Raw genomic sequence first — 24,287 nt, forward strand, 5'->3', positions numbered from 1 at the left:
ATGGATATTGGAGGATGATAGGTGTGAGGGATCAGGAGCTGTTTGACAAAGTGTATGCTGCGATACTTGCGCGAAGCGACCGATATGACGGCATTTATTATTCCGCGATCAAAACGACAGGCATCTACTGCAGACCCTCCTGCCGCTCCAGAACACCGAAGCCGGAAAATGTCACTGTCTATGCCAGCATTCAAGAGGCGGAACGCAGCGGATATCGAGCCTGTAAGAGGTGCCAGCCAAATAAGCAGGAACTCATTAACCCTGATGCTGATATTGCAGAACGGGTTACCCGCTATATTTACGCACATTACAGAGAGCCGCTTACTCTCCCGCAGATCGCTGAAGCGCTCAGTATCAGTCCCTATCACATGCAGCGGGTGTACAAGAGAGTTACCGAAGCGTCCCCAGCTCAGCAGCTGCAGCATGTCCGTATTGAGCATGCGAAGGAACAGCTGAAGAGCTCGGATTCGGAAATTCAGGATGTGGCATTAAATGTCGGTTTTAAGAGCGTCTCGCACTTTATCCATGTTTTTCAAAAGAGAACAGGTGTCACACCCCAGCAGTACCGCAAAGGGGATATCACATAGAGATTATTCATTTGAACAGATGAGGAGGTATACCGTATGGAGACCGTGTACTGGGCTGAGCTCAGACATTCTTTATTTCAAAATCAGACGATGTATATAGCCGCAACAGAGAAGGGGCTGTGCAAAGTGACCTGGCCCACAGATTCGATGGAGGTGCTGATGAGCTGGATTCACCGCCGTTTTCCAAGAGCAGATATGATAGAGAATCCCGAGAAGCTCGCACCCTATGTCACTCAGCTGAACGAATATATGAATGGAGCAAGACAGAGCTTCCGTCTGCCGCTGGATCTGAGAGGCACGGAATTTCAGAAGAAGGTATGGCATGCGTTACAGCAAATTCCCTATGGCGAAGCACGCAGCTATTCCGATATAGCTCACGGGATTGACCGCCCTCAAGCAGTCCGTGCCGTTGGTACTGCAAACGGGGCGAATCCTGTGCCCATCATCGTTCCCTGCCACCGTGTCATTGGTAAGAACAACACACTGACGGGGTTTGCCGGTGGATTGAAAGTAAAGGAAGCACTTCTTAACCTGGAGGGATATCATGGATATACCGCAGCAGGACATGCCCGGTTCCAATTCTAAAGTGGAGTTCTATCCTGGAGATATTCGCTTCAAGCTGTCTCTGCCTGAGCTGTTTAACTATGAAGAGATTCTGTATTATTTGAACCGTTCCAAGCTGGAATGTCTGCATCAGGTGGATCAGGGGAGGATATATAAACTGATTAGAGTTAAGGAAGCGGAAACCATGCTTCCGCTTCAGCTGGAGTATGATCAAGAGGCACATGCGTTGATTGTTCAATCCCTGCTGGAAGCACCGCTCCTTGCTGAGGAATGCCAAGCAGCAGCTGCCTATATAACCGAATGGCTGGATCTGGACAGAGATCTCACTCCTGTGGAGACACTTGTCACGTCTGACCCCATTCTCTCGAAATTCTCTGCATCGTTACGTGGACTCCGGATCGTTGGTGTTCCTGATCTATTCGAGGCTTTATGCTGGGCAGTGCTCGGACAGCAGATCAATCTGACCTTTGCTTATACTTTAAAACGCCGGCTTACCGAGACTTATGGCGAGCAGCACCAATACGGAGAGCGTACGTACCATCTCTTCCCGACGCCTCAGTCCTTGCTGACGGCATCCGTACAGGATCTGAAGGAGCTGCAGATTACGACCAAAAAAAGCGAATATATATTGGATCTGGCCAGGCGGATAAGCAGCGGTGAGCTCCAGAAAGGCGGCCTTCTTGCTTCGGGATACTATGAGGCCGAGCAGACGCTCATCTCCATTCGCGGGATCGGCCCCTGGACAGCACATTATGTGCTGATGCGCTGCCTGCGTGATCCCGCTGCCTTTCCTATCGGTGATGCCGGACTTCATGCTGCGCTGAAGCGGGAGCTTGGTCTCAGCGTGAAGCCGGCTCCTGATCAGATCCGGGAGCTGTTTAAGCCTTGGGCAGGCTATGAGGCCTACGCCGTCTTCTATCTATGGAGAACCCTTACGTTGTAGGTCACACTCCTGGCGATTTTGATCCTACTTTTAATCCTCTTGCAAAGGCTCATCCTGTTCTGCATAAAGCTTCAGCATCGTGAGCTTGTTATCCCAGAACCGCTCATAGTAAGACAACCAGCGCTTCAGTTCGGTCAGAGGCTCGGTATCCAGTCGATACCTGGTCTCGCGTCCAACCTTACGGTCCTGTACAAGTCCGGCATCAGCCAGCACACGCAGGTGCTTGGATACGGCGGTTCGGCTGATGGGAAACCGCTCACTGATGGCACCAACCGGCATTTCCCCATGGCTCAGTAAATGAAGCAAATCCCGGCGGGTAGGATCTGCAATCGCTTGAAAGACATCATGCTTGGGTGCAGCTGACATCAATGCTACGCTCCAAACTGCGCTGCCAGCTTGCTAACAATTCCAGTCCATCCGCCCGACATCCGGTCACGCACTACGCTGTGATCTTCGCCGAAGGAGGTCTTCTCTTCTACACTCCAGCCGCCATGGGTAAGTGTGAACTCCGTCTGCCCATCCTTCTCTGCCAGCTCGAAGGTAATGAGCCAATCCTTGTCCCATTTGAAGCTGAGCCGATGCGGCGGTTCGAGCTCAGTCACTTTGCATTGCGAATTCCCAAACGGTCCTGCCTGCAGTTGAAATTCATGCCCAAGCACAGGCTCAAAGTCATTTGGCATAAACCAGGCAGCGATACCTTCGGCCGTAGCCACCTTGCTCCATACTTTCTCGATGGGCGCATCGATAACGATTGTCTTCTGAATATCCGGCAATGTTTGCGTCATTTATTCTCTACTCCTTCGCTATTTTCCAGTTAAATTGTCTAAGATTATAAGTGTGTTCAATTTCTCTCATGATTATATGACACCTTTTGGTTTCGTGTAAAGGGAAACCTTTAGGTTTCATTTTACAATTTATGAATCTTCGTTTGTTCATGATAAAATGGAAATATTGAACACGGGAACATCATTCCCGCCATGATAAGGAGATGAGGAGTACATGAAGCAAGATCTGATTCGGCGTATTACCGGTTATGTACGTATGGATACACAGTCGGATGAGAACAGCGAGACCTGTCCGTCTACACCGGGGCAGCTGGAACTGGGCCGCAAGCTTGTAGAAGAACTTCAGGAGATCGGGATGCAGGAAGTCACAATGGATGATAACGGCTATGTGATGGCAACACTGCCTGCGAATACAGACAAGGAAGTTCCGGTCATCGGTTTTCTAGCGCATCTGGACACAGCTACTGATTTTACAGGCAAGAACGTAAATCCTCAGCTCATCGACGCCTACGACGGTAACGATATTGTGCTGAACAAAGAGCAGAATATCATTCTGTCACCCCATGATTTTCCTGAGCTTGTGAACTATAAAGGACACACCTTAATTACAACAGACGGGACAACCCTGCTCGGTGCAGATAACAAAGCCGGTATTGCCGAAATTATGACCGCCATGGACTACCTGCTGAATCATCCTGAAATCAAGCATGGCAAGATTCGAGTCGCCTTCACACCAGACGAAGAGATTGGGCGCGGACCACACCGGTTTGATGTTGAAGCCTTTGGCGCGAAATATGCCTATACGGTTGACGGCGGACCCCTTGGAGAGCTGGAATATGAGAGCTTTAATGCAGCGGCGGCCAAGATCGTCTTCAAGGGCAAGAACGTTCACCCCGGTACTGCGAAGAATAAAATGGTCAATTCCGCCAAAATCGCTATGGAGTTCAACGGTCTGCTTCCCGTAGAGGAGGCGCCGGAGCATACGGATGGCTATGATGGTTTTTATCATCTGAACTCCATACAAGGAGACGTAGAAGAGACCACGCTCAGCTATATCATCCGTGACTTTGACCGTGCCCGCTTTGAGGCAAGGAAAGCAAACATGGAGCGGATCGCTAAGGATCTTCAGGCTAAATATGGTGAAGAACGTGTCCAGCTTACGCTCCGCGACCAATATTACAACATGCGGGAGAAGATTGAACCCGTCAAATTTATCGTTGATATTGCGGGCGAAGCGATGAAGAGTCTCGATATTGAGCCTCACATTGTCCCGATCCGCGGAGGCACAGACGGTTCCCAGCTGTCCTACATGGGACTGCCGACACCGAATATTTTCACCGGCGGAGAGAACTACCATGGGCGCTACGAATATGTATCTGTAGATCATATGGTCTTAGCCACAATGGTGATCATTGGAATCATAGAGCGGTTTGAGCAGCGGGAAGCGTAAGGAATATAAAAAAGAGCGGCACATCTGACCTGCGGGGACAGATGTGCCGCTTGCTTGTGCTTATACTATACGGCAGAGTAATCTCTATCTTATCCAGATGTGGAGACTAGTTGTTTGCGTAGACGCGTTCCTTCTCCACATCCACTTCCTCTTCTGGTGCAAAGATCATATTCTTCTCAACGAACAAACGCTGTGCCGGCACAGCCAGCTTGATCCCCTCTTTTTCCAATATGTTCAGAATCTCAAAGTTGATCGACTCCAACACTCGCATATGCTCGACCCAAACCGTCGTATACGTAAAGAAATAGAAGAAGATCGTAATCTGTTCATTGGTCATTCCTTTAACACGAACCATCAGCAGCTCTTTGTCCACTTCCGGATGACTCTCAATATATTCACGAAGCCGCTCAACGGCTGTGACCAGCTTCTTCCGATCCGAATCAATCGCAACGCCGAGATCGAAGGTGATACGTCTCTTGCCCATCCGACTCCAGTTGGTAATGGCCGACTTCGCAAGAATATTGTTCGGAATAATAACGATAGAATCCGCAAAAGTACGGATCTTCGAGCTTCTAAATGAAATATCCTCTACCATACCTTCTACGGTATCGGTCTTAATCCAATCACCCTTCGAGAAAGGCTTCTCTGTCACGATAATAACGCCTGCGATCAGGTTACTGAGCGTATCCTGAGCGGCCAGCGCAACGGCAAGGCTTCCGAGCCCTAGTCCTGCGACTAAACCATTAATGCTGTAACCCCACTCTGCTGCGATAATTGTCAGTGTCAATGCAATAACTAAGAATCGGAGCACCTTGGATAAAAAGGGGATGATCATGTCCGACTCTTCAACGCCCCATTTGGTGGTAAAACCGGCAAAGAATCGGGATGACCTTCCTGATAAGTTATACAATCCCCATCCGATACACGCGATAAAGGCGGTTCGAATGAGATGAGAGAATAGAACCCATTCTCCGCCCCCATCGAAATAAAACCGAACTGCACCCGAAACGCCGAGCAGAATCATTAGAGCGCGGATCGGATTACGAACAGTCAGGTAGAGATTATCCCACTTCATACCGAAGAATCGTTTCATTAAACGAAAAAGACGGGTTGAGGTCCATTTGTTAAAAACCGTAAAGACGAGCAGAAGAAGCACCGCAACGGCTAGTCGAAACCAATTAATTTCACCAAAAAATTCAACAACACTATTCAAATTCAATAATAGACACACCTTTACTACGATTTAAAACGAATCACCTTCAATACTTTGGACCATTGTAACATGAAGAGGTATTGCAAATCCAAAACCGACTTTATTCCACTGGGGTGAACGGTAAACAAAAAAAGACAAGCAAATCAGAAAGTGAACAGCCGTCACTTGATTGCTTGTCTTTAATATTGATTTTTTTAGTCACTTTTACTCTGCTTCTATTCCCCTTAAATAACGCGATCCCAGAATCGATGTGCTGCTACGGCATTCAAGAATTTCTCAGCGAAGCTTCCCAGCTCTTCTCCACTCGCAGCCGTTATAATTCCCGGTGCTGAGGCAGCTGCAGAATCAGACGCCATACCCAGGCCTTTTACAAGGAAGGATACTCCTTCATTAACTGCACCAATCGGCTTATAGTGTCTGTAAGCTTCCTTAATAAACTCCGCCGCGTTAGGGTCGGCTGCAAGCGCCTGCACACTATGTTCACCGCCGGCCACGTAGATCGCATCAAACAGTAATGAATCGCTCGTGAGGAAAGTATGCATCGCCTCCATACTTACCCCTCCTTGTCCTGCAACAGGTCCCAGATGATCACTGACCACTTCGGCCATGGCACCTGCTTCAGTCAAGGCGTTCATCAAGGTGATGGCATGCTGATCAAAACCATCTCCCGCCAGTATGGCCACTTTACGCGTCTTTGCGGAATGAATTGTGTTCGCCATGCTAAGTGCAGGAGAAGACTCAATCACCGGTGACTTCGCTGGATGCTCGGCAGACTCGGGCAGCTGGACACCGATCTTAGGAGCCACCGCAGCAGCCAGCTCAGGAGCAATGTTCATCAGCAGATGAATGACCTGCTGACGTATTTCCATCCGCTGAACCTTCCCAAGCTCAAATTGGAATGCGCTGATGAGATGTTTTTTCTCCGGCGCTGACATACTGTTCCAGAACAGCAGAGCCTGGCTGTAAAAATCTTCGAAGCTGCCGCTTCTTGCCTTGATCTTGTGCCCTTCCACTTTCTCCGCATAATGCTGATATCCGCCTTCCTGCGGCGATGCAGGCGAAGGCGTGTTACCCGCAATACTGTTCTTATGATAACTCACCGGACCTTGATTGATCGTCATCCGGTGCATGCCATCACGCTGGTTGTTATGCACCGGCGCGACTGGACGGTTGATCGGAATCTCCGCAAAGTTCGGCCCACCAAGTCTGGAGATTTGAGTATCCGTATAAGAGAATAGACGCCCTTGGAGGAGCGGATCATTACTGAAATCAATTCCGGGCACAACATGGCCTGGATGGAAAGCAATTTGCTCCGTCTCCGCAAAGAAATTGTCTGTGTTGCGATTCAGCGTCATTTTGCCGACTCGGCGCACAGGAACGATCTCCTCCGGCCAAATTTTTGTCGGATCCAAAATATCAAAGTCAAATGAAAACTCGTCCTCTTCCTTAATAATCTGAAGCCCCAGCTCGTATTCCGGATAATTGCCGGTCTCAATCGCATCCCACAAATCTCTGCGATGAAAATCCGGGTCCTTACCCGCTACCTTCTGGTTCTCATCCCATACTAAAGAATGGACGCCAAGTACTGGCTTCCAATGGAATTTGACGAAATGGCCGATGCCTTCCTCATTGACCAGACGGAAAGTATGTACACCGAACCCTTCCATCATGCGATAGCTCCGCGGCAGTGCCCGGTCCGACATCGCCCACATCATCATATGTGCTGATTCATGATTATTCGCGATGAAGTCCCAGAAGGTATCATGTGCAGAAGAAGCCTGCGGTACTTCATTATGCGGCTCAGGCTTAACGGCATGCACAAAGTCAGGGAATTTCATCGCATCCTGAATAAAGAACACCGGTATGTTATTTCCTACGAGATCATAGTTTCCTTCCTCCGTATAAAATTTCGTGGAGAAGCCCCTTACGTCGCGCACTGTATCCGCCGAACCGCGCGAGCCTGCGACCGTAGAGAAGCGGACAAAGACAGGTGTCTTCACAGAAGGATCCTGCAGGAATTTAGCTCGGGTAAGAGAGGTTAACGGCTCGTACACCTGAAAATAACCATGCGCGCCAAATCCGCGGGCATGTACAATTCGCTCCGGAATACGCTCATGGTCAAAATGCGTCATCTTCTCCCGAAAATGAAAGTCCTCCATTAAGGTCGGACCGCGGACTCCCGCTTTCAAGGAGTGTTCATCTTCAGATACCTTCAGTCCCTGATTGGTGGTCAGCTTCTTACCGTCATTATTTACGCGAAAAGAATCCAGCTGCTCCTGCTTGGCATTTTCATTCATGCGCTTTTCTTCGTTACTCATCCTGGCCTTCCTCCTCTTGATCATCTAAAGTCCAAATAAGTCCAAGCTTTTAAATAAGTACCCTGCATGGATAACGGTTAAACGGCTTCATCACCAACAAAAAAACCATGAGGATAAAGATCACCTTTACCTCATGGTTTCTTCATTTAATTTTCACTATTACTTCACTTCTACACGGATCGTCTCACTTCTTGTGCATTAGAATATCATGATATACAAATAACCTATAATAGCTCCTATAATATAAAACCCAACTAAATCCAACCGACCATTACTCTTATTTTTTTGGATAAACCAAATTTCAAGAGCCACGACCAATCCAATCATCGAAACCTTATAGATTAGGGTTACAAAAGGTAAAAACAACCCCAATACTAGTACAAGGATCCGAATAGCCCACAAAAAAACCGGATTCAATCCACCACCTGCTTTATGCATAATTTAGCTTCATATATCGTCATTATCTACCCATATAACACAAGATTGGCCGAACTTGTCATGAAGTCCTTGTTTTTGAGCATCGACACAGACGATAAGATATCCAATAAATAATAGCATAGCAGAAGAAAATTTTCCAACTATTTCCCTTATAACAATATTCTCCCATGATAATTGGAGGCCTGTTTCGGTTTGTACAACTTTAATACCAATAACCATTTTTCCCAATGTCTGACCATAACGAAGGGTTGGAAAAATAAAATATGAAATAATAAGCAGCATACTAATTGAAGCACTTGACAACCCTGAGATATGTTTCTCCAAAAATCCAACAAATAGAATATAGTGTAATGCGACTAGGGCAACTAAATCCAGTGTAAAGGCCATAAGGCGTACCCAAAATCCAGCATAGTTTATCGTTGTCTGCATTTTCTAACTCCTTATTCATTTAATGAAGACGATACAGCACTCTTGGGTCTGGTTCATTTATCATCGAGAAGAAACTCTCCAATATTGTTTCAACAGACAAGGATGTCCCTCCTGAGTACCCTAAGCTTAGTAATGGTTCTTTCTTAGTATACCGGACTATTTTTGGTTCGCGTAACTCTAGTGTCTTTACCAAGTCCCCAGTCGCATTATGAATTGAACCAAATTTGTCTATTAATCCAAGCTCCTTCGCTTGTCTACCTGAATATATTCTGCCGTCTGCCAACTGTTTAACCGATTGAAGATCCATTTGCCGTCCTTCTGCTATTACTTCTATGAATCGATTATAACTTTCATCAATAATACTTTGATATATGACTCTTTCCCCATCTTTCAATTCCCGCATTGAATTCGCAAAATCTTTATATTCTCCACTTTTAATATTTTCTTCCTTTAAGCCCAATTTATCGGCTATACCTTGGTAATTGTAAATATTCACAATAACACCGAGACTACCCGTGATGGTAGCTGGATTAGCATATATTTCATCAGCCGCTGCAGATATGTAATATCCCCCTGAAGCAGCAATCGAGCCCATACTAACTAAAACCCTCCGGCCTGTAGCTTTCACTTCCAATATTTTGTTGTAAATAACATCTGAAGTGACAACGTCTCCTCCTGGAGAATTCACATATATTACAATTCCTTTGACTTCAGGATCTTTTTTCGCTTGATCTAACATGGAAATAATTGGATGTTCTCCACCTACATTAGAGGATAACTCTCCTTCAAGAAACATTTGCACAATTTTCCCTTCAGCGTTCCCTTCGATTACGTTTTCTTTCCATACTTCCCCCCCAGATTGATTATACCCTTTAATTAGCCACGTGCTGATTAAACCCACAAGTATAAAAATTAGTACAACCGATGCAACTACTCTTCTCATATCTGCCTCCATCAGCTTATCTGAAAATAACTCGTTCATCAGCGATTAAATCATTTCGTTTCAGGATTTCGCCACCAACTGTAAAGGGAACCGAACGACCATTAAAGTAACTGGTCTCTACACCGTCTACTCTCTCAATAACATGCATATGTAAATGTGGTTCACTACTATACCCCGAATTTCCAACTTTGGCCAACATATCCCCCTGTAAAACCGTTTCTCCTTCACTCACGCGAATACTATCTTTTTTCAAATGGAGGAGTAATACTTGATATCTACCTTGTTCAATAACTACCATATTTGTTTCATTTGATGAAAAGGTTTTCTTTATCTGGTCTTCTACTCCATTTGTGACATGAACAACAGTTCCGTTAACAGGGCTATACACTGTTTCATCAAAGATCGGATATGACTGCAGATCACTTAATTCTGCAAACAGGTTATGCGATTTACCATATGAGTTAAGTTTAACAAAATCTAAAGCATGACGCTGTGAAGAATATTCAGCATGATAGTTTAAAATTGGAGAACTACCTCCATGAACAACTGCGTAGATCCCACCTTTTAGTGGAAATTTTAAATCAATTGATTCTTGATTCTTAAATTCATACGAAAGTAAACTTATGAACAGATAACTCGTAAGCACAGACTGTACTGTGACAAATGCGAAAAGGATCGACTTTCCTATGCTTCTTAATAAATTACCTTTTATTTTCCATGGTAGTTTTTTTAATCTCTTAATCACTATTAATAATGAAACCAAAAATAAAACAATCAACATCATACGTAAATAGTGACTTATATGCGTCCAATTACCTGTTATTATAAATAGACTTGTTACATTGAAAACAAATAGTGTACATCCTACAGACGACCACTTGCTCCGAAATCTGTAAAATATCAGAAAGCCACATAGGACAAAGGGCACAACTAAAGCTTTAACTAACAACATTTTGTTCCTCAATTCCTCGCAGAAGCTCGATGGCTTTGGACTGAAACTCATCATCAGCCATAAATTTGGATATAAACAAATCTAGCTTTCGCGATAACCATATATGATTTATTCTTTTAGGATCATTTATAAAAACAGCCAACTGGTAATTACCACCTTTTCTATCCTCCAAATACAATACCTTATTTAATATAGTGGCCGTGGATCCCCCCTTTTGTCCAACCTTGCAAAACCTTGAGTCTTGAGGGGGAGTGAATTCTATCAGCTCTTTTATCAATTCAGTAGCAACAGGGGCTAGACACTTTCCAAGTTGAATATATCTCATTATATTGGCATACTCTTGCGTTGTAGACTGAGGTTGTTTCATCGATTCGACACGCATAACGTCTATACGGTAACTCTCCGATCGATTTAATCGCTTAATAAGAGATTTTCCTTTATCCATACTTATATCTTCAAACAACTGTATGGCTTTGGCTTCATATTCATTTGTAGGCATCTCCATCAACTTCGATGCAATCTTTGAACTAGGACATCCCGTTTCCTCCATAACGCTTGCAGCGATTAATCCGGCAGAAGATATTGGAAATATGCGTCCATGTTGATTTAAGTTCCATTTGTTCAAAAGCAGATTGATTTTCTTTAAACCTATCGTTTTCATTAAATATTCCGTATTCGCATTTGAGCTGAACTTCATCATTCCGTTGGCAACTTCTTTAAGACTAACACCGTTATTAACAATTGCATTCCGATTCCCTGCGTCTTGCAACCACTCTGGATGGGCATTCCCATCAGAACGTGGAATGTAATAACGGTCCAGTTCAGCTAATGGTATCCTTGTATCAGGATCCAGCTCATTCTCTGATACTTGTCTGGCAAATTCAACTACTATAATGATTTTTAGAACACTGGCTAACGGCATTTTCCGATTTGATTGATAGCCAAGAATCGTGTCTCCATTTTGAATAAAGTGCAACGATGCCTGGTTAGGATTTTCCGACATAAACCGAAGTACATCGAACTCCGTTTTTTTGTCATCTTTTTTCTTCTCATAAACGGCCAATACCCTTATGCCAACGTACATAAAAGCAATAGTGCACAAAATGATAGCAGCAATCATTGCCATCCGCATAACTCCTTTGCTTTCTTTTTGAAGGAATTTCATTTCACTGTTGGTGTAATTTCACAACTATCATTACAATGATTTACAGGAATAAGTTTGCGGTTCTTAGCGATATAATCGTAAACATATCCGCCAATACCCAACCATTTTGAAACTGCAATAAACGGAAGTACAACCCACAGCGGGATGAGCTTCTGTGATATATGAACGACGGAGCTAATTCCTTTGCGAGGCATACCGCCATTTACACCTATACTGTGCATACGCAATTCGACTTCTTGAGGATCAAGTTGATATGTGTCTATTATGTTAGGCATGCGAAAGCTAACGCAGCGTATTAATCTAAAATAATCCATTGCATCAATTCGTTTCACGATCCCCCTGCACATTGGACACCAGCCGTCATAAAAGACTATGATTTGCTGCGCTCGTAGATATTTAAAGCCAAATTTTCTGGTTGCCCGCTTCATTACAAGTTGTCGATATCTAATCCACCTCAAGGTATTCTGATACATTTTTTGATACTCACTGTCGGTAAACACAAGGCATTCCATGCAAATCATTACAATTGAAAATGTCAGCAACCCCATTCCGATTCCAATTCCCCCATGGAAAAAAACCATACTGGCAACCATAAATGGCTTAACTTTTTTGTTTAATATAGTGAATGGAAATGCCAACTTAGTTATAATACTGAGATAAGAAAATATGATAGTCACGATCAAGTAATTTTCAGTGAGGTGTTGGAGTATAGGCCTGCTGAATTCATCTACTTGGGAGATATAGTAAATTGCAGTCCCGCTTTGCCATAATTCTCCCATTAATTGATAACAACCCGAAAAAAAATAAACGATACATAATTGCACTATACAAGCTAAAACGACAAAATTATGAACCATCATTTCTAGTTGAGTTATAAAATCGTTTTTCTTGGCCTTCTTTCTTCTCCGTAACTTTTCTGCATCGACTGAAAAATACATCGTAGTATTTGCGAAGATGAGCATAAACAAGCAAATACTTAGCAGATTATCTCCGCCATCACTAATGTGATTCATTCTTACATAAAGAGAATAAAAGGTTATGTAATTTAAAATTGAGAAACACCGACCTTTATATCCAATGAGGTAAATGAAAGCAAACAAAATTCCCAAATGATATATTAGGTCAAAAAAGAGCGGCGAACTGCTTAAATTATATAAAGAGAGAACGGAGGACTTAAATTCGTCAGTGTAAAGATTTACCCCATCGTCTCCCCATAAGAATTCCCGTTGTCTATAGTGGATTAAATAATTATAAATTATGATTATACCAAAACAGACTCTCAGTAATCCTGCTCCAATCAGAAAGTGACTCTGAGTCATCCAATTACGGAAGTTTAACAACATCTTTTGTTACCTCCTTCCATTCATACGCTGTTAACACTTCCTCCATGTCATAATTATCTTCTTTTCTTTGTGAGTAAGGAACCGCCTTAGTTTTGCTTGTCGTTATTTGTACAGAAATGAGTTCACTATCTGGATAATACTTTTTTGCTGCAGCTGTAGCATATCGATATAATGCAGTTTCCGCCTCCTCTTGCTCCTTAGAAAGTGCTTCATCAATAATTGTCATATCTTCATTCTTTTCTTGCTTTTTTTCAATAATCTTATAAGTAAGATCATCTGCGCTGCCAATTTGCAAGCCATTCATATAGCCCATACTGATTCGAATAATTCGATTATAAGGGGAGAATAGTGTTTCGTTATTCACTTCAATCATTGGACTTGTTACATCCAACCATTCACTCTCTACTTCTTTGGAACTATGCTGTTCTCTATATTTAATCTTTACATACAGCTTCTGATTTATAGTTAGCGGATTAGGAGCAAATAAATGCCAGTTCTGATAAAATACCGGACTTACATAACGGTCAGTTAACGGCTTCAAAGCAACAGATATAGGATTTACCGGTCCCGCATGAAGAGAAATGATAATGAAATGGACAATGAAGTAAAGTGAGAAAATAACCAACAAAATATTCAATGTACAAATTCGCCAATTATGAGATTTCATCTTCCACTCCTCCATTTTAAGCAAACAAATCAAGCAAGGTCCTTACATAAACCTGTAAGGAACCTTGCAGATTACTTTGTTTTAATTGTCGAATATTTCATCCGTTTCTTGCAAATTGGTATCCACTACTTCTGTCCCGAATAATGAACCGAGAAACAAAACCTGGTTGAGAGCGTCCTTATTTGCCTTATAAGCTTCAGTCACATAAAAGGTGGCTTTTGAGACAGCCGAAGCAAGTGCTACCTCAGGCACGGCCGCTACTGCATTTAATCCGGATTCATTTACATTCGAACCAACCGCCTCTGTCTTAGACCCACCTGCTGAATAAGACGCGTTAATCGTAAATGCTCCTAATGAAAAAATACCCAATGATAAAGCAATTGCAATAACTTTCCTTTTCACTATAAACAACCTCCATAATTACAGTATTAGGTGGCCACCTTTTTGGATAGTTTATCCATTTTTAATTATAGAGCAAATATTTTAAACTGAAATAATAAGATAATTAGTAATGACATTTAGGGGGAAAAATGATATAATACCTAATTTTTTCGCAAGTGATATGATAATTTTTGTATGACGTTTTTTTAACTGTCCCCAATCTACATATGGGAAATTGTTTTTAAGTAAGTTTGTTATCTTGTATATTTCATTATTGATAGTCTGCTCGCTATAATGAAGTTGTGTAGCGATATCCGCCCTTTTACACCCTTGTGACAACAATTTTAATATCTCTATTTGATTGGGACTTATTTTTTCATAGAGATCATTTTGTCTGAACTGATGTACTTTTGTTAAAATCTTTCCAGCTACGGAATGGTGAATGCTCGAAATGTTAGCAGCTGCATTTGTTATGGCTTCCGGCAAATCCTTATAAAAGTCCTTAGTGATATAATTTATAGCCCCCCCGTAAACAATTGCGTCAATTATCATTTCCTCACTTTCCAGGTTTGAGAACACAATTGTTTTAATACCTTTTGCTATCCTTCTTGCTTCAACCATTAGCTCTAAACCTTCGTGACAACTCCCTGTTATATGAAGATCTAACAATAAAATATCAACTTTTAAATGACGTATGTAGTAAAGCAGATCGCTACTATCCGTGACGTAGCCTACGATATCAATAGTTTGTGGTTTGGAAAGGATATTACGTAACAAATCGTTATATCGTGAATCGTTATGACATATAAGCAGGTTAATCTTCAACATAAATCCTAATTCACTCACCCTTCTTAAGCTAATATTTTTTCCAGGCTGTAATAACTATGTTGAAACACCCCTCAGGTAAAAGGAACAAAACCTTCATCCAAGGGGTTAAAACTAGAAATAAACTAACCTTTTGGTTATTAGTAAGTAATTATAACAAGCAAAAGTATATAATTTCCATACTTTAAAAATTTATGTATTATGCCTAGCGATTATTTGGTACAATAATTTAAATAAGCACGGTCCAATGGACCGTGCTTCCCTATGTCACTCAAAAGTCTAGCCTAAATTATGAACATGCGCTTTAGCGGAGCAATACCTCCCATTAACCAGTTAATCATCAATGATGAACTAAATACTGTCCTTTCTACTCTTCTACTTCTACACGGATCGTCTCACTTCTTGTGCTGCCATGCTCGTTGATCAGCTCAATGTAATATTCATAGGTTCCGGCCGCCTGATCTGATATCTCGGTGGAGGCTGTCTGTGCATTGGGTGTATGGGCAGCCAGCTCCTGAGTATCGATCAATTCTCCATTTTCATAGAGACGGTACGTTGTTCCGTTTACGCCCCACCACATATTCATCGTAACAGCATAGCTGCCATCGCCGTCCCAATTATCACTTGAAATGCTTGGCTTACCGGGCGCAGCATCTCGGACCGTCACGGTGTGCGGCGCCGACTTCGTTACCCCGTGCTGGTTAGCCAGCTCCGCGGTATAGGTGTAGGTTCCGTTTCCTCTTCCGGATAACGGTACTTGAACGCTCTGAGCGCCAGGTGTACGGTCGGACAGAAGCTCGGTATAGATGAGCTCGCCATTTTCATACAGCTTATAACGAGTGCCGTTATCCCCCCACCACATATTCATCGTAACTGTGTACTCTCCGTCCAGGAGTCCATGGTCGTGTCCATTGTTATCTGACAATACGGGAACTCCCGGTTTGCTCTTGGCAAGCCCTTCTTCCTCCGCTCCTGCATAACGGATGTTTGGAGCAGCAGGCTTCTCCATCCCTGTCCCCAGATAGAAGCCGGTGTGAGGGGGCTGATTATAAGCAACATTTTGCCAGGCAACGCCTAGACGATAGATTGGGTCATGCATGAGTGTACGAATTCGGTGCTCACTTCCATCTGTTGTCGTATAGATGCGAAGCTCCGAGCTGTCGCTGGAGCGCCAGATGACCTCTTCCCGCCAATCTCCATATAAGTCAGCCTGAAGGCTCGGGTTTGCCTTGGTTGAATTGTTCGACGCTGCTCCTTCTGCCGTCAGCAGATTCAGAGTCGTCTGATTCTCGTAATCCCATTTGTCGATACGAATATCATCCTGAAGCTCTCTCAGCAAATCACCATCCCACCAGATTCCGAAGTTCGTGGAGGAAGGCATCTCACTAGATATCTGCTCGCCTGTAATACTGTAGAGCGAACTGAGCGGGATATGCTGTTCATTCGTAATTGTGGCCGACCACACCTCTTCACCTGGATAATTGGGATCGATATCGGCGGACATTCCCCGGCCAACATCCCTTCCCATCGGGATACCCCACAGAATCTCACCTGTCTGCGCATCTCGAACCTCCATGCCATAGGCTGCGGCTGCGTTCTCATGAACACTAAAGACCTCAAGACCATCACGGTTCGGATTCAAGTCACCGAAGTGCATAGCATCGCCATGCCCGAGTCCAGTGTTGTGCAGCGGTGTTCCGTCATCGTCAATCGCTATTGCCCCGAACAGGATCTCGTCCTTGCCGTCGTGATCCACATCACCGACCGACAAGTTATGGTTGCCTTGCCCCGCATAACTGCTGAGGCCCTCATCATTCGTGTCAAAGCGCCATCGTTTCACCAGCTCTCCACCGACAAAATCATAGGCTGCCAGCACGGTTCTCGTATAATACCCTCGCGAGAAGACAACACTTGGATGTTCTCCGTCCAGGTAAGCAACCGTAGCCAGGAAGCGGTCTACCCGGTTACCATATCCGTCACCCCAAGCGTTCACATCTCCTCTTGGCGGATCGTAAGGAACCGTGTTCAACGCTTTTCCCGTTGCTCCTTCAAAGACGGTCAAAAATTCATTGCCGAGCAGCACATAACCTGAGCTGTTTCTGTGATCCAGCGAGCCGTCTCCAATCACTTGTCCCGTACCGTCTGTCGTTCCGTCTGCGGTCTTCATGGTAATCTCTGCTTTGCCGTCACCGTCCAGATCGTAGACCAGAAATTGAGTGTAATGCGCACCTGCCCGAATGTTATGCCCCAAATGAATTCTCCACAGCTTGGTCCCATCCAGCTTGTAAGCATCCATAAGCACTTCACCGGTATAGCCTGCCTGAGAATTATCCTTACCGTTTGTTGGTGACCACAGCATGACAATCTCGTACTGGCCGTCTCCATCCAGATCACCTACACTTGCATCTCCCGCATAGTAGGAATAGGGTTGTCCGTCTTTTGTATAAGCATCCTGCGGCTTATCCAGCGGAATGCTCTTGTATCCATTCTGCCATACCTCAGCTGTCTCAATGCTCTCCTGCTTCACTCCATTCAGTACAGGTTCGATTCTATACACGGAATCCGCCTTACCCTTAGGATCGAGCAGATTCGTGCGATCGGTCAGCGGCTTACTCGTAATGAGCACATCGTCCCTGTAGACGTTGAAAGCAATGGAGTCAGGATCTAGCCCTAGCATTCTCCAGCTGACAAACACACCTTCCTCCGTCTGCACCGCTACCGGTGCACGGTCGAGATTCTCCATCTGACGATATAAGGTGGTTACGGCCGGAGTCGAGAGGACGTCAGACGGATCTGAAATTCCTCCTGCATTCACCGAGGCAGCCTTGTAATAGTAAGGTATCGTGCTAAGAATGGTTTGATCCGTGTACACCGGCTCATTGGTTTTGCCGATAAGGACATAATCTCCACTCTCCGACTTAGAGCGATATACATTGTAGTATTTCGCCGCGGCCTCCTCGTTCCACGAAAGAGTGACCTCATTCTTATGAATGGAATCTACGCTAAGCCCTTGCGGTACTCCAGCCTTCTCTACAGAAGGATCAATCATGGATACCCCAAGCTCTGCTGATGCCACGGATTCAAGACCTGCCGCATCAACTGCGGTTACGGTATATACATAATTCATTCCGATATCTATTGTTTGATCAATATAGGATGTCTCACTCGTCTCAGCTATAAAAGAGGCCTTATCCTCCCCATCAGCTTGGCGGTATAAGCGATATAACACAGCTTCTTCAACACTCTGCCATATCACATCTGCTGATGGAGGATCACTCTCAAGATCAATCCCCTCCAGCTCAAGACCGGTCGGAGCAAGCAGTAGTGGGGTTATCTCAATGCCATTCAAATGAGCCGTCTGACCCGAGATCATCACATTCAGCTGGCCGTCCGACACGGTGATCGGGCTGTGCACCTTCTCCGCAATCGTCTCCTTACCTGAGCTGGCTGTACCATAATCTTTGCCTTCAATATTTATGTTGGTTCTTGCTGAACCGATCCAGTCGCCCGTATACGTCTTGACTGCATATGTTCCGTTCGGCAGATCCGCCTTAAATTCGTAACGACCGCCGAAATTAATGATGAAGTCCCTGCGCAGCGCATCCGTCGCTCCGCCGCGATCCCGATCGGCAAATGCCCCTTCGTGCAGCTTGAGTCCATATCCTCTATCAGCGGTATACAATACCGTTTGATTGACTTCCGTATAGCCTTCGGCAACAGGCGAGCCAGCGGGTCCGAAGTCATATCGCAGTGCTGCTGACTTGGTCCCGATTGCAAGCTCCTCAGACGGCTCAGAAGCTCCTCTGCTGTTCACTGCAGTAACTCTTACCGTATAGGCAGCTCCTTCCTTGAGGCCTGCAATATTATAGCTAGGTATGGTAGCTGTGCCGGCCAGCTTGTAAGCTGTGTCTGCTTCCTCTGCTCCCTTCACATAGATCCGGTAAATATCTGCACCAACAACCTCGTTCCATTTCAGCAATGCTCCGCTGTTGCTGATATTCCCGGCAGCAAGACCTGTCGGCTGCCCTGGCACTGAATCAGGGGGAGCTTGTTCCTGTATATACTGAGATAACGGAATATTCAATTCCTGAATCGCGCCGGCAACCATTCTTGCCAGTTGAATAGCCCCGTACTCCTGAAAATGCGTATTGTCCTCCGCACCATTTGGAAAGGCTCCATATACGCCCGGCTCGACATGCAAGAACACGGACTTGGCCTCTTCAGGCCCAATGGAGTCATAATAGGCGACACTCAGCGTACTGAGATCAATAATCCGGGTGCTCTGCTCCTCAGACACTTCCTTCATGGCTTGTACGTATTCCGGGAAGCTGACATTAAACTTGCCCGTGTCTGGATTAAAGTCCCTGCGTCCTACCGGTGTCACCAGAATCGGTTCAGCTCCGCGCTGCCTTGCTCCGTCGATATAGGTCTTGAGATACACTTTATAATCTTCAGGCGAAGCATAACGATCCGGGATCGAAATTGTCGCATCGTTATGACCGAACTGAATCAGCAGCACGTCTGACGGGCGAATAACCCGCAGAATCTCATCAAGCCGTCCCTGCGCTATAAAGTTCTTCGTGCTCCGCCCGCCAATTGCGTGATTCTTAACTGTAATCTCTTCACTGAGATAGCGCGGCAGCATTTGTCCCCATCCCGCCTCCGGCTTCCAGTAAGGATCGTAGGTCTGCACTGTAGAATCACCAGCGATATAAACCGATGGATGCTCGCTTGCTGTGCGGTCTGGGAGCCTCGTTATCACCAAGGCATTTAGCTTTGCGCTTGATCCGCTGAATCCAAAATTCAGCTGACCGTCCACCAGAGCAATGTCAAAGTTCATCTCGAGAAACGCTCCAGCCCCTTTTGAGGTCAGCTGTACTTTTTGCATGCTCTCTACAGATACAGCAATCTCAGACGCCTCTGCAGCATCACCCGCTACGAGCGATACCGTATAATCTCCATTTGGTAAATCGATCTGGAATAGGCCGCCGTCCTGAATGCGGGCATAATCGGATCGAACAGCATCGTCTCCGCCGCGGTCAGTCATTGTGACTTGTGAAGGATCAGTAAATCCGTAACCTGCTTCTGTTGTATATACATTCGGCTCTGCAACTTGGGTATAGCCTGCTGCTCCTGCTCCATTCCCAAAGTCAAAGCGATACAGTCCTTCAGTAAGCGTTTGCATATTAGATGGATCTGCTTCATTCTGCTCCGCTGCTGGAGCCCCTTCCTCATTAGCAGCCTCCCCTTGCGATGTGCCCTCCTCTGTCTCAATTTCTCCCTGGCCCGCTTCGCTAGAGCCTTCTTCTCCTCCTGTCTCTTCACCTGGTGCTTCTACACTAGGTACATCTACGTCAGGTATTTGCTCATCTGGAATTTCTTCATCCGGTACCGTTCCCTGCGGAGTATTGTCTTCTACAGCTTCATTTCCTTCCAGAGGTCCTGTCCCCTCCTGCGCCTGCACGGCTTGAACCCCCCATTCACCCGGTGTAATTATGGTGGAGAGCACCATCATCATGACTAGAAAAATAATTAAGAAACGCCGTCCACCGATTTGGTGCCTGCTCTTCCTGTTCACTTCAACGCGTCCTCCTTTGAAAATGGAATGTAATCCCTTTCATGATAGCGTTCCGTCTCGTCATTTAACATTTAAAAAACAGTGTTTTTTACACAAAAATCAGTGTTTTCACCTACGCAAAAAAACACCGCCCATCCCCCTTCCGGAAAGAACCTGCGGTGTTCAAGTGTCTCAAGCACTTTATCAAGAATTATCTACGATAAAGCCTTTATTCTAAACCGAGTGCACCTCGCGCCATTGCCATAACTCCTTCATCACCTGACAGTAGAGCAAATTGTCCCACAAGAACCGGGTAGGCCGCATATCGCTCCACAATATGCTCCTTCATTCTCGGCCATACCTTCCCTCCAGCTGCTTCATAATGAGTCAGCAACCGCTGAAGCTCATCCTCCCCAAAAATGGCGTAGTAGATCGTAAAGTCGGCAGCCGGATCAGCCACCTCGGATTCCGTCCAATCAATCAGCCCGGTCACTCGCTGCTCACGATCCAGCAAAATATGAGGCGGATGAAGATCTCCGTGGATCAATCCGCATACATCAGGCCAGTATGTCTCATCGGACAGCCAGGCCTGCCACCTATCCCACAGCTCCGCCTTTACCCCGATCTTCTCCCTGACTTCCTGTGCTTGGGACGCATAATGGCTTCTTACCTCCTGCGGTGTCTTCACCCGCAGTCCTGCTGCAGCTGCCTGGGTCCCGTTAATCGCATGCAGGGCTGCAAGCGCCGCTGCCAAAGATCGCACAAATTCGTCCTTCAGCTCCTCATGGTTCGTATTCCAGGCATAGCCCGATGTCGATACATCCGCCATAGGAATACCATCCAGTCTAGGATAGGCGATGAGCTCATCCGAGAATACTTTCCAATCCGGAACATTCACGGGCAGTCTGCCATGGATATAATCAAGCACCTTCTTCTCATTCGCAGCACGCTCGAGTACATCTGACCTTCTTGGCTTACGAATGACCCAGTCTACATCCGACGCATCCTTCGCCATCGCAACTTGGAAATCCATCCCCGACTCGGTTACCTTCGCTTCATTCGACGCAAAATGTAATCCATATTTACGGGCAAGATCCAGCAGCTCCTTAGCCGCACTCGTATTCTTCTGCTCTTCATATCCATTTGTCATTACTGTTTCCTCCTAATTGATCAAAATAAAAAAAACACAGGCAATCGTCTGCCTGTGTTCGATTTACGGGATCGCAAAAAAGCATAATGAGCGCCTAGAGCGTGAGCTGGAACACAGCTTGCCAGCGTCCGCGTGCTCAGCTCTTCTCATTCATTGCTTTATGACAAATAGAATGCCAACTCAGGTATGCCAGGCATCCGAGCTGCTCATAGCTCAGGCAAGCATATTCTTGAGAAGTTATCTACATGTGGACATACTTATCCCGCTTCATCTATACACAAGACAGATGACAAGAGTTTCTCTTCAGCTGCTAAATTCATATGGAATAACTTAGCACTAAGCATTTCTCAAGCGGATATAAGCAATCAGCACACGTAACCCTCCGTTCCCATTTGAGTTAGTATCAGCTTAGCATACCCTAGACCGGCTTAACAATGAGAAGATACGTCTTTAATAGGTAATAAACGATTTAAATCATCAGGAGCGGCTGCAGATCCATTTTCTTGCCCAATCTTGCACTCTCTATTGCACCAAACACCATGGCCATACTATAGATGTTATCACTGCAGTCGGTTTCAGCCAGCCTTCCCTCGTCCAGCGCCTGAAACATCTCGTCGAGACAGCCGTAATGTCCCTCGCGTCCTGTCCAGCTCTCTCCAAGCTCCACCTGCTCTACCTCATGAAAAAATCCTGTGCCTCCCTGATCTTTGATAAATTCCGCAATCGGCATCCGGTGCCCGTCCCAGCGTGCAGTTCCAGTGCTTCCGATGATACGCCAATCCGCTTCCCAGGATGTATTCAAGCCGACAGCTGACCAAGAGCCGCGGTAGCTGAATACGGAGCCGTCGCTCATTTCAAATATACAGATGGCAGATGCATTACCCTGATACCATGAGCCTTCTGGATTGTATTCATGACAGTAGACAGATACTGGGTTTGCCCCTGAAATGTACCGTGCTTGATCGAAGGTATGAATCGCCATATCAACAATGAGTGGACTGCTCATGACATCGCGAAAGCCGCCAAACCTCGGTCCCAGAAAAAAATCGGCATGCACGGCGCCTATTTTGCCTATCCTGTCATGGCGCAAGAAATCACGGAGTGCCCTGATTTGTTTTAGATATCGGCGGTTTTGCATGACTACATAACGCTTCCCCGTCTCACTGCTGACTCTTACAATCTCCTTCGCATCTTCAAAGCTCTCTGCCATCGGCTTCTCACCGAACACATTGCAGCCGGCCTTCATCGCACAGGTGACGATGTCCTTATGACTGGCGGGTATGGTGCAGTCGAACACTAGATTGGCATCCGTCGCTTGAAGAGCGGCGGACAGCTCCGTAAATGTAGGCACCTGCAAATTCCGGCGCTCCGCCATTTTCTTCGCACTCTCTTCATATAGGTCAACCAGCCCAACAATCTCCGCATCCTCTTTGGCTGCAGCATAATCAAGCCAGGTATTGGACATCCCGCCGCACCCCGCAACGATGATTTTGTGCTTAGACATAAGACTCCCCTCCTCTATACCGGATTCGGCACAAAGTCACCGCCGCGGCATTGCTTCAAGTAACGGAGTGCATGAACCTGACCTGTCATTTCCAGCTCTCCCCGGTATACCGGATCATGCCATCCTTCAATATCTATACTGCCTGTATAGCCCGCCTGTCTTAAGATCGTAATGACATCGGTCCAGTTGGTATCCCCGAATCCAGGCGTGCGATGCCATACATAAGGCTCCGGACCATGAATCCCATGCTCCTTGATGACATCCCAGGCAATGGTGGCATCCTTGCCGTGTACATTAAACACTTTGCTCACCCATTTTCTAAGCTGTGGAATCGGGTCAATCAGGCCGACCATCTGGTGGCAGGGCTCCCATTGCAGTCCGATGTTCTCCATCGGCAGGGCATTAAACATAAGCTCCCATGCTGCGGGATGATGGGCAATGTTCCAGTCTCCACGCTTCCAATCTCCATCCATGCTGCAGTTCTCAAAAGCTAGACGCACCCCTTTACTCTCAGCAAAACGAGCCAGTTCACCGAACACCTCTACATACCGCGGAATAGATTCATCAATGGAGCCGGGCATACGACCCGTAAACCCCGTAACAAGATCTGTTCCAAAATCTGAAGCATGCTCAATCAGACGCTTCCAGCTTCCCAGCGTATCCGCATTCTTCCCCTCCCCAGTCAGCGGATTGCCAAATATGGATAAGCTCGTAACTGGGATATGATGCGGGTCCAGTAGTTCACGCACCCCTTTGGCAAGCTCCTTCAAATCAATCCCGGCAGTTGTCTGCCAGAAAGTGAGCGAAAAGGACTCGAACCCATGAGGGATAATCTGAGGCAGTACACGTACGGCATCGCCTCCATTAACCAATGTTCCAATTCGAATAGGATGCATTTGGTGGTAACCTCCATTTAAAGTAGGATCTTTAACTGAGTACTATGGTACTTAAAGGAGCCTTGCCTCTGCTATATCCGAATTAGCGATATATTCGCACAATCTTACGCAGTTTGTATCGATGATAGCGTTGACATTCCGCTTTTTGCTCCAATATATTGATAGAAATGGTTGAGT

Annotated in this window: 20 protein-coding genes; 4 read left to right on the top strand and 16 right to left on the bottom strand. The window is 45.6% G+C overall.

Annotation, left to right across the window (positions count from 1 at the left end):
• The first annotated feature begins 23 nt into the window (after window positions 1-23).
• Genes ACFSVM_RS23815 through ACFSVM_RS23825 form a run of 3 tightly spaced genes read left to right on the top strand, consistent with a single transcriptional unit; the run spans window position 24 to window position 2,094 of the window.
• A complete protein-coding gene (locus ACFSVM_RS23815; RefSeq protein WP_379264966.1) occupies window positions 24-587 on the top strand; it encodes a bifunctional transcriptional activator/DNA repair enzyme AdaA in 564 nt (187 codons plus the stop codon).
• A 36-nt stretch (window positions 588-623) separates the two neighbouring features.
• A complete protein-coding gene (locus ACFSVM_RS23820; RefSeq protein WP_379264968.1) occupies window positions 624-1,172 on the top strand; it encodes a methylated-DNA--[protein]-cysteine S-methyltransferase in 549 nt (182 codons plus the stop codon).
• The gene (locus tag ACFSVM_RS23825; protein ID WP_379264970.1) at window positions 1,132-2,094 is read left to right on the top strand and encodes a DNA-3-methyladenine glycosylase family protein; all 963 of its coding nucleotides are present in this window, start codon (window positions 1,132-1,134) and stop codon (window positions 2,092-2,094) included. The genes ACFSVM_RS23820 and ACFSVM_RS23825 overlap by 41 nt, the downstream gene beginning before the upstream one ends.
• A 30-nt stretch (window positions 2,095-2,124) precedes the next feature.
• Here ACFSVM_RS23825 and ACFSVM_RS23830 read toward each other — a convergent pair whose 3' ends face one another.
• On the bottom strand, window positions 2,125-2,460 hold the full coding sequence (locus ACFSVM_RS23830) for an ArsR/SmtB family transcription factor (RefSeq protein ID WP_076314292.1): 336 nt from the start codon (window positions 2,458-2,460) through the stop codon (window positions 2,125-2,127).
• A gap of 5 nt (window positions 2,461-2,465) precedes the next feature.
• Window positions 2,466-2,879 carry an SRPBCC family protein gene (locus tag ACFSVM_RS23835; protein ID WP_379264972.1) on the bottom strand — a complete coding sequence of 138 codons (414 nt, stop codon included), beginning with the start codon at window positions 2,877-2,879 and terminating at the stop codon, window positions 2,466-2,468.
• 214 nt (window positions 2,880-3,093) lie between these two features.
• On the opposite strand from ACFSVM_RS23835, the gene pepT reads away from it, so the two are divergent.
• The gene (pepT, locus tag ACFSVM_RS23840) at window positions 3,094-4,329 is read left to right on the top strand and encodes a peptidase T (RefSeq protein ID WP_379264974.1); all 1,236 of its coding nucleotides are present in this window, start codon (window positions 3,094-3,096) and stop codon (window positions 4,327-4,329) included.
• Window positions 4,330-4,435: 106 nt separating this feature from the next.
• Here pepT and ACFSVM_RS23845 read toward each other — a convergent pair whose 3' ends face one another.
• The 14 genes from ACFSVM_RS23845 to ACFSVM_RS23910 all read right to left on the bottom strand — a co-directional run bounded on the left by ACFSVM_RS23845 (window position 4,436) and on the right by ACFSVM_RS23910 (window position 24,110).
• On the bottom strand, window positions 4,436-5,548 hold the full coding sequence (locus tag ACFSVM_RS23845) for a mechanosensitive ion channel family protein (protein WP_076314289.1): 1,113 nt from the start codon (window positions 5,546-5,548) through the stop codon (window positions 4,436-4,438).
• 218 nt (window positions 5,549-5,766) lie between these two features.
• Window positions 5,767-7,860: a catalase gene (locus tag ACFSVM_RS23850; RefSeq protein ID WP_379264977.1), complete on the bottom strand. Its 2,094-nt coding sequence runs from the start codon at window positions 7,858-7,860 to the stop codon at window positions 5,767-5,769.
• Between the two features lie 447 nt (window positions 7,861-8,307).
• Window positions 8,308-8,727: an RDD family protein gene (locus ACFSVM_RS23855; RefSeq protein WP_379264979.1), complete on the bottom strand. Its 420-nt coding sequence runs from the start codon at window positions 8,725-8,727 to the stop codon at window positions 8,308-8,310.
• A 19-nt stretch (window positions 8,728-8,746) separates the two neighbouring features.
• On the bottom strand, window positions 8,747-9,670 hold the full coding sequence (gene sppA / locus ACFSVM_RS23860; protein WP_179085573.1) for a signal peptide peptidase SppA: 924 nt from the start codon (window positions 9,668-9,670) through the stop codon (window positions 8,747-8,749).
• Window positions 9,671-9,686: 16 nt separating this feature from the next.
• The gene (locus ACFSVM_RS23865; RefSeq protein ID WP_179085572.1) at window positions 9,687-10,454 is read right to left on the bottom strand and encodes a M23 family metallopeptidase; all 768 of its coding nucleotides are present in this window, start codon (window positions 10,452-10,454) and stop codon (window positions 9,687-9,689) included.
• 154 nt (window positions 10,455-10,608) lie between these two features.
• Window positions 10,609-11,748 carry a serine hydrolase gene (locus tag ACFSVM_RS23870; protein WP_076314284.1) on the bottom strand — a complete coding sequence of 380 codons (1,140 nt, stop codon included), beginning with the start codon at window positions 11,746-11,748 and terminating at the stop codon, window positions 10,609-10,611.
• Between the two features lie 35 nt (window positions 11,749-11,783).
• The gene (locus ACFSVM_RS23875) at window positions 11,784-13,130 is read right to left on the bottom strand and encodes a DCC1-like thiol-disulfide oxidoreductase family protein (protein WP_379264982.1); all 1,347 of its coding nucleotides are present in this window, start codon (window positions 13,128-13,130) and stop codon (window positions 11,784-11,786) included.
• Window positions 13,111-13,797: a DUF5819 family protein gene (locus ACFSVM_RS23880; RefSeq protein WP_076314281.1), complete on the bottom strand. Its 687-nt coding sequence runs from the start codon at window positions 13,795-13,797 to the stop codon at window positions 13,111-13,113. Before ACFSVM_RS23880 ends, ACFSVM_RS23875 begins: the two co-directional genes overlap by 20 nt.
• A gap of 81 nt (window positions 13,798-13,878) precedes the next feature.
• Complete coding sequence (locus tag ACFSVM_RS23885; protein ID WP_076314280.1) at window positions 13,879-14,199, bottom strand: hypothetical protein; 321 nt, start codon at window positions 14,197-14,199, stop codon at window positions 13,879-13,881.
• A gap of 81 nt (window positions 14,200-14,280) precedes the next feature.
• Window positions 14,281-15,024, bottom strand: coding sequence for a response regulator (locus ACFSVM_RS23890; protein ID WP_379264985.1), 744 nt, complete (start codon window positions 15,022-15,024; stop codon window positions 14,281-14,283).
• A 346-nt stretch (window positions 15,025-15,370) separates the two neighbouring features.
• Window positions 15,371-20,581: a rhamnogalacturonan lyase family protein gene (locus ACFSVM_RS23895; RefSeq protein WP_379264987.1), complete on the bottom strand. Its 5,211-nt coding sequence runs from the start codon at window positions 20,579-20,581 to the stop codon at window positions 15,371-15,373.
• A gap of 208 nt (window positions 20,582-20,789) precedes the next feature.
• Window positions 20,790-21,710: a macrolide 2'-phosphotransferase gene (locus ACFSVM_RS23900; RefSeq protein ID WP_379264989.1), complete on the bottom strand. Its 921-nt coding sequence runs from the start codon at window positions 21,708-21,710 to the stop codon at window positions 20,790-20,792.
• 469 nt (window positions 21,711-22,179) lie between these two features.
• Window positions 22,180-23,214 (bottom strand): Gfo/Idh/MocA family protein, encoded by a 1,035-nt coding sequence (locus tag ACFSVM_RS23905; protein ID WP_379264991.1) that lies wholly within the window; start codon window positions 23,212-23,214, stop codon window positions 22,180-22,182.
• 14 nt (window positions 23,215-23,228) lie between these two features.
• Complete coding sequence (locus tag ACFSVM_RS23910) at window positions 23,229-24,110, bottom strand: sugar phosphate isomerase/epimerase family protein (RefSeq protein ID WP_076314275.1); 882 nt, start codon at window positions 24,108-24,110, stop codon at window positions 23,229-23,231.
• Window positions 24,111-24,287: the final 177 nt, after the last annotated feature.

It is taken from the genome of Paenibacillus shunpengii (assembly GCF_042684905.1).
GTDB lineage: Bacteria > Bacillota > Bacilli > Paenibacillales > Paenibacillaceae > Paenibacillus > Paenibacillus shunpengii.